This is a genomic window from Agrobacterium sp. 22-223-1 (assembly GCF_053522385.1).
The window spans coordinates 100,434-114,150 of the sequence record NZ_JBNWCN010000007.1 but is presented as its reverse complement, the minus strand read 5'-3'; the positions used below and the strand labels follow the sequence as shown (position 1 = coordinate 114,150).

Genomic DNA, 13,717 nt, shown 5'->3' with positions numbered 1-13,717 from the left:
CTCTACAGGTCCAGCTTGTCGATCATCGATTGGGTGATAAGGCAAATGCCGTTTTCGGTGCGGCGGAAACGTTTGGCATCCAGTTCTGGGTCTTCTCCTACAATCAGTCCTTCCGGAATGACCACGCCATGGTCGATGACGACATTGCTGAGCTGGGCATGACGCCCGATCTTCACACTCGGCAGTACTACGGCATTCTCAAGGCGGGAGTATGAATTAGCGCGCACCCCGGTAAACAGCAGGCTGCGCTGCAGGGAGGCCCCGGAAATGATGCAATCGCCGGAGACGACCGAAGACACGGCCGAGCCGCGGCGGTTCTCGTCATCGTGCACGAATTTCGCCGGCGGCGTGATTTCCGCATAGGTCCAGATCGGCCAGGACTTGTCATAGATATCGAGGTCCGGCACCACATCCGTCAGGTCGATATTGGCCTGCCAATAGGCGTCGATGGTGCCGACATCGCGCCAGTAAGGGCCATGCTCGAAATCCGAACGCACACAGGAATCGGCGAAGCGATGGGCGACGGCTTTGCCGTGCTCGACGATATAGGGAATGATGTCCTTGCCGAAGTCGCGGCTGGAAGTCGGGTCTGCGGCGTCGCGGCGCAGGGCTTCCATCAGGAATTTCGTGTGGAAGACGTAGATGCCCATCGAGGCGAGAGCGAAGCCTTCATTGCCGGGAATGCCCGGCGGATCGGCCGGCTTTTCGATGAAATCGATGATCTCGTCTTTTTCATTCACATGCATCACGCCGAAGCCGGTCGCTTCCATGCGCGGCACTTCAAGGCAACCGATCGTCACGTCGGCGCCGGAATCGACATGCTGCTGCAGCATGTATTCGTAGTCCATTTTGTAGATATGGTCGCCGGCGAGGATGACCATATATTCCGGCGCATAGGGCTCGATGATGTCGATGTTCTGGTAGACGGCGTCGGCCGTGCCTTCATACCATTGCGTTTCGGAAACGCGCTGGGAGGCCGGCAGAATATCGAAGCTTTCGTTACGTTCGGGACGGAAGAAGTCCCAGCCGCGCTGCAGGTGGCGGATGAGCGAGTGCGCCTTGTATTGCGTGGCGACGCCGATGCGGCGAATGCCGGAATTGAGCGCGTTGGAGAGCGCGAAATCGATGATGCGCGCCTTGCCGCCGAAATAGACGGCGGGTTTTGCCCGGCGGTCCGTCAATTCCTTCAGGCGGCTTCCTCTGCCGCCTGCGAGGACATAGGCCATTGCATCGCGTGCCAAAGGCTGAACTCTTTTTTCCGACATGGTGTCCTCCCTCTCTGTCTGTCAGTTTTCCGGCTCGAGCATGATCGTTGCGAGCGGCGGCAGCACGAGCATTGTCCCGATGTCTCCCCCGGCATCGACCGCCTGAACGCGTCCGCCATTTCCCTTGCCGCTGCCGCCATAAATTTCGGCGTCGGTGTTGAGAATCTCCCTCCACCGCCCCGCAAGCGGAAGCGGCACATAATAGTTTTCCCGATAGACCGGCGTGAGATTGCAGATGACCGCCACCGGCTTTTCACCCGGCGCCATGCGCAGCCAGGCGAAGACGGAATTGTCGTGGTCATCCACCACAAGCCAGCGGAAACCTTCCGGTTCGCAGTCGCGGGCGTGCAAAGCGGGTTTTGAACGGTAGGTGAGGTTTAGATCGCGCACGAGGCGGCGCATGCCCTCATGCATCGGATATTGGCGCAGGTTCCAGTCGAGCGAGCCCTTTTCGCTCCATTCGCTCCATTGGGCGAATTCCTGCCCCATGAACAGCAGCTTCTTGCCGGGATAACCCCACATGAAGGCGTAATAGGACCGCAGATTGGCGAATTTCTGCCAGTCGTCGCCGGACATCTTGGCGATCAGCGATCCCTTGCCGTGCACCACCTCGTCATGGGAAAGCGGCAGCACAAAATTTTCGCTGAAGGCGTAAAGCAGGCCGAAGGTCAGCTCCTGATGGTGGAACTTGCGATGCACCGGCTCGCGCGAGAAATAACTCAGCGTATCGTGCATGAAGCCCATATTCCATTTGAAACCGAAGCCGAGGCCGCCTTCGTGGACCGGCTGCGACACTTTCGGCCAGGAGGTGGATTCCTCGGCAATGGTCATGACGCCCGGATGGGTGCCGTAGACGAGGGAATTCATCTTCTGCAGGAAGCGGACGGATTCGAGATTTTCCCGCCCGCCATATTCATTGGGGATCCACTCGCCTTCCTTGCGGGAATAATCGAGATAGAGCATCGAGGCGACCGCATCGACGCGCAGGCCGTCGAGATGGAATTTTTCGGCCCAATAAAGCGCATTGTTGATGAGGTAGGACATCACCTCGATACGGCCGAAATTATAGATGGCCGTGTTCCAGTCGGGGTGAAAACCCTGCCGCGGATCGGCATGTTCGTAAAGTGCGGTGCCGTCGAACCAGCGCAGCCCGTGCTCGTCTGTCGGAAAATGCGCCGGAACCCAGTCGAGCAGGATGCCGATGCCGACCTTGTGGGCGCCATTGACGAAACGCGCAAAGCCCTCCGGATCGCCGAAACGGGCGGACGGCGCATAAAGCCCGGTCGTCTGGTAACCCCAGGAAGGGTCATAGGGATGTTCGGTGATGGGCAGGAACTCGATATGGGTGAAGCCCATATCCGTGCAATAGGGAATGAGCTGGGCGGCCAGTTCGTCCCAGCTCAGGAACGTGCCGTCCTCGCGCCGCCGCCAGGAGCCGGCATGCACCTCATAAATGCTGATCGGCTGGCGGCGCTGGTCCACCTGCGCCCAATGTTCCCGGTGAGCCTGGTCTTCCCATTTCTGGGTGAGTTCCGGTGCTGTAACGGAGGCGTTCTTCGGTCGCAACTCGGCGCGGCGGGCATAGGGGTCGGCTTTGAGGGGCAGAAGCTCGCCGTTTGCGCCGAGGATTTCGAACTTGTAGGCACAGCCGGCATAGACGTCAGGCGCGAAGATTTCCCAGATGCCTGTATCCTTGCGGAACCGCATAACATGCCGGCGACCATCCCAATTGTTGAAATCGCCGACGACGGAAACACGCCGCGCATTGGGCGCCCATACGGCGAAGTGGAAGCCCTCGACGCCCTCGAGCTTCAGCGGATGCGCGCCCATCCTGTCGAAGAGTCTGAGATGCGATCCTTCGCGGACGAAATAATCGTCCATGGGGCCGAGAACCGGGCCGAAGCTGTAAGGGTCGGTCACCGCCCATTCGGCATCGTCGCGGCTGGCGCGATACCGCACCGGCTGTCGCTTCGAAAGATCGATCCGGCCTTCGAAAAAGCCATCCGGATCGAGCCGCTTCAATTCGCCCACGAAATTTCCGTCGAGCGTCAGGACGGAAACCTCCTCGGCGCCGGGAATGAAACAGCGGGCGGAAAACCCTTCCGGCGTTTCGTGAACGCCGAGAAGGGCAAAGGGATTGGAATGCAAACCGCTCTTGATCGCCTCGATTTCAGCCTTCGTGATGTCGCCAGTCTTTTTCTCTTCGGCCGAATTGAGCGGTTTTTTCATCAGGCTCTCCAGATCTCGGTGGCATATTGGCGGATTGTCCGGTCGGACGAGAACCAGCCCATGCGCGCCGTGTTGCGCACTGTCTTGGCATACCAGCTATCCGGATCGCTCCAGATCGCGTCCACCTCGCGCTGCGCATTGGCATAGGCGTCGAAGTCGGCGGCGACCATGAACCAGTCGCTGTTGTAGATACCGTCGATCAGGCCGGCGAAACGGGAGCGGTCATCCGGCGAGAAGACGCCGGAGGCGATGGAAGACAGCGCCTGCGACAGCTCGGCCGATCCTTCGATGATCGCGCGGGGATTGTGGCCTTCGGCGCGCGCCTTGGCCACTTCATCCGCTGTCATTCCGAAGATGACGATATTCTCCGCGCCGACATGATCGCGCATTTCGACATTGGCGCCATCGAGCGTGCCGATGGTGAGCGCGCCGTTGAGTGCGAATTTCATGTTGCCGGTGCCGGAAGCTTCCATGCCGGCCGTCGAGATCTGTTCGGAAAGATCGGCGGCGGGAACCATGATTTCCGCAAGCGAGACGTTATAGTTCGGAACAAACACCACTTTCAGAAGCCCGCGCACGGCCGGATCGTTGTTGATGACCCGGGCAATATCGTTGGCAAGCTTTATGATCAGCTTCGCGTTGTGATAACTCGGCGCCGCCTTGCCTGCGAAGAACTTAACGCGCGGCACCCAATCCAGTTCCGGGTGAGACCGGATCTGGTCATAAAGCGCGACCGTCTCCACGAGGTTCAGAAGCTGGCGCTTATATTCATGGATACGCTTGATCTGGATGTCGAACATGGCCGAGGGATCGACGCGGATGCCCATGCGCTGCGCCACCGTATTGGCAAGCCGCACCTTGTTCAGACGCTTCACCTCGGCGAATTTTTCGCGGAAACCGGCATCGTCGGCGAAACGGTCGAGCGCGGTGAGCTTTTCCGCGTCGTCGAGGAAATCGTCGCCAATCGCCTCGCGCAGCAGGCTGGTGAGGCCCGGATTGCACTGCATCAGCCAGCGGCGCGGTGTGATGCCATTGGTCTTGTTGTTGATACGGTCAGGGTAAAGGCTGTGCAGGTCGGCAAAGACCGTTTCCTTCATCAGGTCGGTATGAAGGGCGGAAACGCCGTTGATGGAATGCGAGCCGATGAAAGCGAGGTTGCCCATACGCACGCGGCGTTCGCCGCCTTCATCGATCAGCGAGATCGAACGGATCTGCTGATCCGCCATCTTCTTTTCCTTGCGGGCGTAGACCAGCGTGTTGGCGTTGATCGCATAGACGATCTGCATATGTCTTGGCAGAAGACGCTCGAGCAGCGGCACCGGCCAGCTTTCCAGCGCCTCCGGCAGAAGCGTGTGGTTGGTATAGGAGAATGTGCCCTGCGTGATCTTCCACGCTTCCTCGAATTCCAGCCCGTGCACATCGCACAGAAGACGCATCATTTCAGCGATGGAAATGGCCGGATGCGTATCGTTGAGCTGGATCGAGACCTTCTCAGGCAGCGAGGTGAAATCGGGATATTGCTGCAAATGGCGGCGCAGAATGTCCTGCAGCGAGGCGGAGGAGAAGAAGAACTCCTGCCGCAGGCGCAGTTCCTGACCGGCCGGCGTTGCGTCCGCAGGGTAGAGAACCCGCGTCAGGCTTTCCGCCTTGTTGCTTTCGCGCAAGGCGCCGATATGGTCGCCGGCGTTGAAGGCGGCCAGCAGAATGGGGTCGATAGGCTGCGCCGACCACAGGCGCAGCGTATTGACGCGGGTGCCACGCCAGCCGACGACCGGCGTGTCGTAAGCCATGGCGATCACGCGTTCGGCCGGTTTCCAGACGAAACGCTGCGGATCTTCATAACCGCCGATGGTTTCCACCGATCCGCCGAAGCCGATTTCATAGGAGCTTTCGCGGCGCTCGAATTCCCAGGGGTTGCCGTGCGCCAGCCAGGTTTCCGGCAGTTCCACCTGCCAGCCATCCGCCATCTGCTGGCGGAAGAGGCCGTGCACGTAACGGATGCCGTAGCCATAGGCGGGAATGTCGACGGTCGCCATGGATTCCATGAAACAGGCCGCAAGCCGGCCGAGACCGCCATTGCCGAGCGCCGCATCCGGCTCCAGCCCGGCGATGACATCCAGATCGACGCCGAGCGAGGACAGGGCATCGCGGATTTCGTGCATCAGGCCGATATTGGAGATGGCGTCACGCATCAGGCGGCCGATCAGGAATTCGAGCGACAGATAATAGACGCGCTTGGAATTATTGGCATAGGCCTTGCGGGTGGATTCCATCCACTTGTCGATGATGCGGTCGCGCACGACGAGGATGGTTGCGGTCAGCCAGTCATGGGGCTTGGCAACCTTGACATCCTTGCCGATACGGTAGGTGAGGCGTTCGATGATTTCCGACGCCATGATTTCCGGGTTGGAACTGCGCGGGGCGGGACGGGGAAGATCGGCGGCGTTAAGATTATTGATCATTGGTCGGTCAGCACCTTGGTGGGAGGAGAGGGTCTGAGAGGTTGATCCGGCTTGCCTTTGCTGATGCCAGTTTATGCATCGATATGGAGGCGTGGCAACAGCAATTTTTTCGGAAAATTGAACAGCTTAGCGCAATGAAAAATAAGTGTTTTTCTCGGCGCCCAAAGGATCGCCGAAGGCATTGATCGCCCTGTCTGCGCCGTTCTTCAGCGGATTTTCTTGATCCTTGCGATGCCGGGCATCGCTCGGAAAAGGGGAAGAGGCTGCAATACTTCTGAAATGGTTCACCGGTCCTGAAATCTGTTTCGAACTATCGGATCACACACTAGCCTTCGCGGTTGTGAAAATTCAATGAAAATAAACAGGGCAGCGCTGCCGCCGCGCCGACCTGTGATGGCGCGGGTGTAAAAACCGGCTGCGATCATCGCCAATGGCGCTGTTTACGGCAGGAGAAAAGGTTCCATCGCCATCTCGCCGGCGCGGATCGTCACCCTGGTATTGGGGGGAACGGTGCACCAGGGCGCGCAATCGAAGGAAAAGGGTTCGGAACTCAATGCGATGCCGTCATCGAGCCCTCGCCAGTAGAGTGTCGGCGGCTTGTCGTCGCTCGACCAGCGGAAGGCATGCAGGCAATCGCCATCCATAAGAACGGCACTGAATCGCAGCGCGGAAGACACGCCTGCCGCCATCATCTTTTCCTGGCAGAGCTGCAGCGCGGTGGAAATGGCGCGAACCGGCTCGGTGTCGAGGCCATGCCCGACGGCGATCAGGAAAATGGCTTCGCTATCGCCGGTGCCGCGCCGGGACGCATAGATATCGTCGGGGATGAGGGAATCGATGTCGCGCCTGATCTGCTCGTAACCGCCGATCTGGCCGTTATGCATGAACAGGTATCGCCCATGCGCAAAGGGATGGCAGTTGGCTCGGGACACTTCGCCTGACGTGGCGGAGCGGACATGGGCCATGAACATGCCCGAGCGGAGCTGGTGGCAAAGCGCCGCCAGATTGGCATCGGACCAGGCGGGCCTTGTATCGCGAAAAACGCCGGGCGTTCCGCGTTCGCCATACCAGCCAAGGCCGCAGCCATCGCCATTGACGACGGTTTTCGCTTCCCTTGCGGCCATGGACTGGCTGACCAGCGATGCTTCCGGCTCGATCAGAAGACTGTCGAGCCAGACCGGTTTACCGGAATAGGCAAAGAGGCGGCACATTCATGCGGCTCTGTTCAGGGCCTTGTTTCCGAGCGCGAAGCCGACGGCGGCCTTCGCGTGAATGGCGGTCGAATCGTAACCCGGCAGCGGCAGGGCATCGGGGTCGATCAGCAGCGAAATCTCGGTGCAGCCGAGAATGACGGAATCGACGCCAAGTGCACGGGCCTTCTCGATGACCGCGAGATAGCGCTCGCGCGAGCAGGACTTGATTTCGCCCTGGCAGAGTTCGCCGAAAATAATGTCGTGGATCGCAACCCGGTCTTCCGCATCGGGAACGACCACCTCGACATCGTGGCGGCGCATGCGGTCGGTGTAGAAACCATGTTCCATCGTGTAGCGGGTGGCGAGCAGCAGCGGCTTGCGGCGTCCGTCCGCCTTCAGGGCTGCGGCGGTTTCATCGATGATATCGATCAGCGCCACGCCGGACATCTTCTCCACGGTGTCAGCGACCAGATGCATGGTGTTGGTGCAGATCAGCACGCAATCGGCGCCCGCATTGGCAAGACGCGCGCCGGCAGCGCCCAGAAGCGCACCGGCCTCATCCCAGCGATCGGCCTTCTGAAGGGCGACGACCTCGGAAAAATCGAGCGAATGCATGACGATATCGGCAGAGACCAGGCCGCCGCGGCTGTCGCGCACGGCCTCGTTGATCATGCGGTAATAGGTTGCGGTGGATTCCCAGCTCATGCCGCCGATCAGGCCGATCCGTTTCATAAGAGTTCCCTTATCAAGTTTGATTGAAAATAAGGATGCCATCGTCGGGACGAAAACGGCATGCGTTTTTGCAGCGATTTCACGGCGTAGATGCAAAATTAGGGCGTTCTTTCTCTAGAGGTCGCAAATTTCTTGCGCCATTGCGTTAACCTGTGCATTCTTTGCCGATGATTGATGACCGTGACCGCCGAATCCTTGCGATTCTCCAGGAAAATGCAGAAACGCCGCTCGCCGACATTGCGGAGGAAGTGTCGCTGTCGCTATCCGCCTGTTCGCGCCGCATCACGCGGCTGCGGGCGGAAGGTTATGTGACGGGCACGATGGCGCTGCTCGACCGGCGCAAGATCAACCTGCCGACCACGGTTTTCCTGCTGGTGAGAACCGGCCTGCATGCAGAGGACTGGCTGGACCGGTTCCATGCCGCCGTCAGCACCATACCGGAAATTGTCGAGGTTCACCGGCTGACCGGCAATTTCGACTATATTCTGAAACTCGTGCTACCGAATGTCGAATATTACGACACGATCTACAAACAGATCCTGCGCCGCGTCGAGCTTTACGACATGTCCGCCTATATCTCCATGGAGACGGTGAAGCTGTCGTCTTCGCTGCCGACGACACATATCTGAGCGATCATCGAGCCTTAATCAGCGCGCCGTCTCGAAACGAACGCCGAAGCGGAAGCTTCGCGTCTCGCCCGGTTGCAGCGCAATCGCATCCGCGAGTTCCGGCTGGTTGAAGGCGTTGGTCGGCGTTTCCACCGGTTCGAGCGCGATGGATTGTCGCCTGTCGCGGGCGAGCGTATCGCCGGTGAAGACATGCATGTGCCCGCGCTCCTGCCAGACCGTCAGGCCCGAACCGTCGTGCCGGTTTTCGAGCCTCGTCTCGTAAAGCCCGTTTTCGGATGCGATGAGGTCGGTGAAGCAGACATCGAGCACATGGCCGGCCAGCGGCGCATGGAGAAAGCGGGTGTCGTCCCGTTTGACCACCCCGCCCTGTGGGTTGCGCAGGGGGATCAGGTCTTCGTCTGTTTCAATCGCCGTTCGCGAGGGCAGCGTGAGAAGAAGGTCGTCGATAGACGTCGTGCCGGGCAGGCGGAAATAGGGATGCCAGCCGGCGGCGAAAGGCAGGGGCCGTTCATCGCGATTGATGCCGCGTATGTCGATGGTGACCTCATGGCTGGAAAAGCGATATTCCACCTCGATGGCGAGACGGTAGGGATAACCCTTAAAATCCGCAGGCGCTATTTCGGCGCGGAAGACGAGAATGTGAGCGCCGTTTGCCTCGAAAGACTGCGCAAGCGCGAAGGGCAGGGCTCTGGCAAATCCGTGGAAGACGAGGGCTTCATGGGCAAGCACCGGCTCAATGCGGTGCATCTGCCCGCCAAAACTGAACCGACCATCCGGGATGCGATTGGTGAAGGGCGCGAGAATGCCGTTTCTCACGCCGTTTTGCGACTGCATTTCGGCAGGCGTCGAATATCCGTCGACAAGATTCTCGCCTTCGCCGCCATCGGCAGAGACCGGCCGCCAGCTTAAAAGCGTCGCGCCCTCGTAAGCGATTTCGGCAGTGAAACCGTTTCCAGAAACGGTCAGACCGGCAATCCCCGTGCCTGTGGTGGAGGGTGTCATCGGGAAATTGTCCTTTGCATGCATGCGTCTGCGGTCATCGGGGCAGCTGCCGTGCCGATTCGCCCGATCATCTTCGCTGAAGGACAATTTCGCAATGGCCGTTAAAGGCCCGCTAGGGCTGTATCAACAGGCTCCTGCCATCCATGGCTGCCGGGCAATCAGTCCGGAAAAGTGCGTTTCGCGCCGCTGAAATATTCCATCAGCGCGGCCTGATCCTCCCCACCCAGCCCGGCAGCCGTCAGCATGCGGTGCACCTCGGCGCAAACCGCCGTCAGCGGCATGGCCGTGTTGGTGCGCCGGGCGAGATCCTGCGCGCCGTTGAGGTCTTTCACCATATTGTCGATGCGGCCGGTGCGGCGGTAATCCTTCGCCACATAACGCGGCATATATTCCTGCAGGATGGCGCTGTCGGCGCGGCCGCCCTTCAGCGCCTGCGGGATTTTGGCGGCATCGACGCCGGCATCCAGCGCAAGTTGGGTTGCTTCCGCCACCGCAAGGAAGTTCAGCCCGCACAGGACCTGGTTGATGAGTTTCGTCGTCTGCCCCGCGCCGCAGGGACCCATGTGTGTATAATTGCTGGCCACATGCCGCAGCACGCGATGCGCATCGGCCACATCCGTTTCGCTGCCGCCGGCCATCAGCGTCAATTGCCCGATGAGCGCCTTGGGCGCGCCGCCCGAAAGCGGGCTGTCCACCCAGCGCAGGCCTTTTTCCGCGGCATCGGCCGCCAGTTCCTTCGTCGCTTCCGGGTCGATGGAGGACATGTCGATGATGAGCGTGCCGGGCTTCGCCCCCGCCGCGACACCATCCTTGCCGAAGACGGCGATGCGAACGATTTTCGGCGAATTGAGGCTGAGGATGACCACATCGGAAACCGAAGCCGCTTCCGCCGCCGTACCCGCGCTCTGCGCGCCGAGGCTCGTCAGCGCCGCCACCTTTTCCGCATCCAGATCGAAAACCGTCAGCTGGTTTCCTGTCTCGATGAGCCGTGTGCCGATTGCCCCGCCCATGGCGCCGGCGCCGATCAGGGCGACTTTGTTCTTCTCGGTCATGGTGTTCACGGCCTCCTCCCAAAGTGTCGTGGTGTCATCGGTTCAAAACCGGATGGCGGCCGCAGCCGGCCATCCGGTTTCGGTGTTTTTAAAGCGAAGCGGTGATGCCGCCGTCGACATAGAGAATATGTCCGTTCACGAAGGACGAGGCATCGGACGACAGGAAGATGCAGGCGCCGACAAGCTCTTCGACCTTGCCCCAGCGACCGGCGGGCGTGCGCTTTTCAAGCCATGCCGAGAAGGTCTCGTCCGCCACCAGGGCCGCGTTGAGTGGCGTGTCGAAATAGCCGGGTGCGATGGCGTTGCATTGCAGGCCGTATTTGGCCCAGTCCGTCGCCATGCCTTTCGTCAGGTTGCCGACGGCGCCCTTGGTGGCGGTGTAGGGCGCGATGCCGGGGCGGGCAAGGGCGGTCTGAACGCTGGCGATGTTGATGATCTTGCCACGACCGCGGCTGATCATATGGCGCGCGGCCGCCTGTCCGGCGTGGAACACCGAGGCGATGTTGGTCTGCAGCAGGCGCTCGAAGGCATCCGCCGGAAAATCCTCAAGCGGCGTGCGGTGCTGCATGCCGGCATTGTTGACCAGAATATCGATGGGACCGACTTCCGCCTCGAAACCGTCGATGGCCTTGCGCACCGCTTCATGATCGGTGGCGTCGAAAGCAAGCGTTTTCGCACCCTTGATGCCGGCGGCGGCAGCTTTCAGCTTCGCCTCGTCGCGCCCGTTCAGCACCACTTCCGCTCCCGCTTCCGCCAGCCCTTGCGCCAGCGCGAAGCCGATGCCCTGGGACGAACCCGTGATCAGGGCGCGGCGGCCGGAAAGATCGAACAATTTAAGGCCCACTGTTTCCTCCAGTCTCTCGACATTGCATTCATACAGGTTTATGTTATCGATAACATTCATCCCTTTCAGACGTGGATGTCAAGGCTTAAACGCCCGGTTTCGGTACGGATCGGGCGGGCGGGGAGGCCGCACGACGTGCAAATGCTCGGCAGGCGGCGGTGACAGGGATGCGGATTATTTTGTCGCGCCGCTCAAGCGCGATGTCGAACGGGAGATATTTATGAGAGCGATTGTTGCCCATGGGGCAAAGGATGTGCGCATCGAGGAGCGGCCCGAGGAAGCGCCGGGGCCGGGAGAAGTGCGGCTTCGTCTGGTCCGGGGCGGAATTTGCGGCAGCGATCTGCATTATTACAACCATGGCGGTTTCGGCGCGGTGCGGCTTCGTGAACCCATGGTGCTCGGCCATGAAGTCTCCGCCGTCATCGAAGAACTGGGCGAGGGCGTGGAAGGGCTAAAGGTCGGCGGTCTGGTCGCCGTTTCGCCGTCTCGCCCATGCCGAACCTGCCGCTTTTGCCAGGAAGGCCTGCACAACCAGTGCCTCAACATGCGCTTTTATGGCAGCGCCATGCCTTTCCCGCATATTCAGGGCGCTTTCCGTGAGGTTCTGGTGGCCGACGCCCTGCAATGCGTGCCGGCCGATGGCCTGACCGCCGGCGAGGCCGCCATGGCGGAGCCGCTGGCGGTAACGCTGCACGCTACCCGCCGTGCCGGTGATTTGCTCGGGAAACGCGTGCTCGTCACAGGCTGTGGCCCGATCGGCATCCTGTCCATTCTGGCGGCGCGTCGGGCCGGCGCGGCTGAGATCGTCGCCACCGATCTTTCCGATTTCACGCTTGCCAAGGCGCGCGAGGCCGGTGCGGATCGTGTCATCAACAGCAAGGATGAGCCCGACGCACTTGCTGCCTATGGTGCGAACAAGGGAACCTTCGATGTTCTCTATGAATGCTCGGGTGCGGCGGTGGCGCTTGCCGGGGGTATTGCGGCGCTTCGTCCGCGCGGCATCATCGTCCAGCTCGGCCTTGGCGGCGATATGAGCCTGCCGATGATGGCGATCACCGCCAAGGAACTGGATCTGCGCGGCTCTTTCCGCTTCCACGAGGAATTCGCCACCGGTGTGGAATTGATGCGCAAAGGCCTGATCGACGTCAAGCCGTTCATCACCCAGACCGTCGATCTCGCCGACGCCATCTCGGCCTTCGAATTCGCCTCGGATCGCAGCCGTGCGATGAAGGTGCAGATCGCTTTTTCGTAAGCAAGGTTTCTACGCGCGAATGTGCCGACGTTTCGATCGGCGGCGGGTCATTCCGTCGCCGATTTTTTTCGGTGGGTTCTTGCCCGTGGCGACTCGTGAAGATGTTATCGGTATCATCAACTGCTTTAGATGCGTCATTCCGGCCTTGAGCCGGAATCTAGCCGGCGCGCGTCTGCGCGGCGAGAGAGTCCTTTCAGCCCAAGGACTTGGGCTGACTGGATTCCGGCTCAAGGCCGGAATGACGGAGGGAAAGTGACGGACGCCAGCAAACGCCCCAGCCTGTCATACCCCCCTAACACGACGGCCGCATATTTGGCTCCGGGCTGCACCCACTACCGTCTTTACCGACGTCGTCTCGGCCCGTTTGCACATTTTGACGCAGGTCAAAAAGGTGATTTGCCGCCTGCTGTTTTTTGCGTTATCGAAATTTCAGAAATTACTGAAAATTCAGGAAACGTAAAAATGCCAACCAGCCTGTCCCCGCTCGTTCAGTCCTTCGTGCTGCATTTCGGTGAGATGGGCAGCCGCTGGGGCATCAACCGCACCGTCGGCCAAGTCTATGCTTTGCTTTATATTTCGCCGCAGCCATTGTGTGCGGACGAGATTGTGGAGGCGCTCGGCATTTCCCGTTCCAACGTGTCGATGAGCCTGAAGGAGTTGCAGGCGTGGAACCTTGCAATTCTCAAGCATTTTCCCGGCGACCGGCGCGATTTTTTCACGACGCCAGACGATGTCTGGCAAATTCTCCGCACCCTTGCCGAAGAGCGCAAGAAGCGCGAGATCGATCCCACGCTCAGCGTGCTGCGCGAAATTCTGATGGAGACGCCGGAAAACGAAGATGAGCGGCATGCGCAAAAGCGCATCGACGAGATGAAGACGCTGATCGAGCAGCTCACCGGCTGGTATGACGATGTGAAGCGGCTGGAGACGGAAAGGCTGGCTTCGCTTCTGGCGCTCGGTTCGAAGGTTACGAAGCTTCTGGAGGCCAAGGACAAGATCGTCTCCCTCGCCAGACCCCGTGGCGCGAAGAAGGACGGGTGAGGAGATCGGCCGTGAG

At 60.2% G+C, this 13,717-nt stretch carries 11 protein-coding genes; 3 read left to right on the top strand and 8 right to left on the bottom strand.

Features of this window, described 5'->3' with window-relative positions:
• Positions 1-2: 2 nt before the first annotated feature.
• The 5 genes from glgC to ACQZ60_RS23175 form a co-directional block, all read right to left on the bottom strand.
• Positions 3-1,265, bottom strand: coding sequence for a glucose-1-phosphate adenylyltransferase (gene glgC / locus ACQZ60_RS23195; RefSeq protein ID WP_003522150.1), 1,263 nt, complete (start codon positions 1,263-1,265; stop codon positions 3-5).
• 21 nt (positions 1,266-1,286) lie between these two features.
• Positions 1,287-3,494 carry a 1,4-alpha-glucan branching protein GlgB gene (gene glgB, locus ACQZ60_RS23190; RefSeq protein ID WP_035263407.1) on the bottom strand — a complete coding sequence of 736 codons (2,208 nt, stop codon included), beginning with the start codon at positions 3,492-3,494 and terminating at the stop codon, positions 1,287-1,289.
• Entirely contained in the window at positions 3,494-5,956 is a 2,463-nt protein-coding gene (locus ACQZ60_RS23185) for a glycogen/starch/alpha-glucan phosphorylase (RefSeq protein ID WP_080819958.1), read from the bottom strand. Before ACQZ60_RS23185 ends, glgB begins: the two co-directional genes overlap by 1 nt.
• 440 nt (positions 5,957-6,396) lie before the next feature.
• Positions 6,397-7,167 carry a class II glutamine amidotransferase gene (locus ACQZ60_RS23180; protein WP_448736206.1) on the bottom strand — a complete coding sequence of 257 codons (771 nt, stop codon included), beginning with the start codon at positions 7,165-7,167 and terminating at the stop codon, positions 6,397-6,399.
• Positions 7,168-7,881 carry an aspartate/glutamate racemase family protein gene (locus ACQZ60_RS23175; protein ID WP_035263412.1) on the bottom strand — a complete coding sequence of 238 codons (714 nt, stop codon included), beginning with the start codon at positions 7,879-7,881 and terminating at the stop codon, positions 7,168-7,170. It abuts the gene before it with no gap.
• A gap of 167 nt (positions 7,882-8,048) precedes the next feature.
• On the opposite strand from ACQZ60_RS23175, the gene ACQZ60_RS23170 reads away from it, so the two are divergent.
• Positions 8,049-8,510: an Lrp/AsnC family transcriptional regulator gene (locus tag ACQZ60_RS23170; protein WP_003522155.1), complete on the top strand. Its 462-nt coding sequence runs from the start codon at positions 8,049-8,051 to the stop codon at positions 8,508-8,510.
• A gap of 18 nt (positions 8,511-8,528) precedes the next feature.
• Here the strand turns inward: ACQZ60_RS23170 and ACQZ60_RS23165 are convergent, their stop codons facing one another.
• The 3 genes from ACQZ60_RS23165 to ACQZ60_RS23155 all read right to left on the bottom strand — a co-directional run bounded on the left by ACQZ60_RS23165 (position 8,529) and on the right by ACQZ60_RS23155 (position 11,408).
• Positions 8,529-9,512: an aldose 1-epimerase gene (locus ACQZ60_RS23165; protein ID WP_035263421.1), complete on the bottom strand. Its 984-nt coding sequence runs from the start codon at positions 9,510-9,512 to the stop codon at positions 8,529-8,531.
• Between the two features lie 158 nt (positions 9,513-9,670).
• Entirely contained in the window at positions 9,671-10,564 is an 894-nt protein-coding gene (locus tag ACQZ60_RS23160) for an NAD(P)-dependent oxidoreductase (protein WP_035263414.1), read from the bottom strand.
• An 88-nt stretch (positions 10,565-10,652) separates the two neighbouring features.
• Positions 10,653-11,408 (bottom strand): SDR family oxidoreductase, encoded by a 756-nt coding sequence (locus ACQZ60_RS23155; RefSeq protein ID WP_003522158.1) that lies wholly within the window; start codon positions 11,406-11,408, stop codon positions 10,653-10,655.
• Positions 11,409-11,628: 220 nt separating this feature from the next.
• Between ACQZ60_RS23155 and ACQZ60_RS23150 the strand changes: the two genes are divergently transcribed.
• Together ACQZ60_RS23150 and ACQZ60_RS23145 are read left to right on the top strand one after the other, a co-directional pair.
• Positions 11,629-12,660 carry an L-idonate 5-dehydrogenase gene (locus ACQZ60_RS23150; RefSeq protein WP_448736205.1) on the top strand — a complete coding sequence of 344 codons (1,032 nt, stop codon included), beginning with the start codon at positions 11,629-11,631 and terminating at the stop codon, positions 12,658-12,660.
• A gap of 462 nt (positions 12,661-13,122) precedes the next feature.
• Complete coding sequence (locus ACQZ60_RS23145) at positions 13,123-13,701, top strand: GbsR/MarR family transcriptional regulator (RefSeq protein WP_003522458.1); 579 nt, start codon at positions 13,123-13,125, stop codon at positions 13,699-13,701.
• The last annotated feature ends 16 nt before the right edge of the window (positions 13,702-13,717 follow it).

Coding starts and splice junctions, on each gene's coding strand:
- glgC (WP_003522150.1), bottom strand. CDS start 1,265: ATGTCGGAAAAAAGAGTTCAGCCTTTGGCACGCGATGCAATGGCCTAT.
- glgB (WP_035263407.1), bottom strand. CDS start 3,494: ATGAAAAAACCGCTCAATTCGGCCGAAGAGAAAAAGACTGGCGACATC.
- ACQZ60_RS23185 (WP_080819958.1), bottom strand. CDS start 5,956: ATGATCAATAATCTTAACGCCGCCGATCTTCCCCGTCCCGCCCCGCGC.
- ACQZ60_RS23180 (WP_448736206.1), bottom strand. CDS start 7,167: ATGTGCCGCCTCTTTGCCTATTCCGGTAAACCGGTCTGGCTCGACAGT.
- ACQZ60_RS23175 (WP_035263412.1), bottom strand. CDS start 7,881: ATGAAACGGATCGGCCTGATCGGCGGCATGAGCTGGGAATCCACCGCA.
- ACQZ60_RS23170 (WP_003522155.1), top strand. CDS start 8,049: ATGATTGATGACCGTGACCGCCGAATCCTTGCGATTCTCCAGGAAAAT.
- ACQZ60_RS23165 (WP_035263421.1), bottom strand. CDS start 9,512: ATGACACCCTCCACCACAGGCACGGGGATTGCCGGTCTGACCGTTTCT.
- ACQZ60_RS23160 (WP_035263414.1), bottom strand. CDS start 10,564: ATGACCGAGAAGAACAAAGTCGCCCTGATCGGCGCCGGCGCCATGGGC.
- ACQZ60_RS23150 (WP_448736205.1), top strand. CDS start 11,629: ATGAGAGCGATTGTTGCCCATGGGGCAAAGGATGTGCGCATCGAGGAG.
- ACQZ60_RS23145 (WP_003522458.1), top strand. CDS start 13,123: ATGCCAACCAGCCTGTCCCCGCTCGTTCAGTCCTTCGTGCTGCATTTC.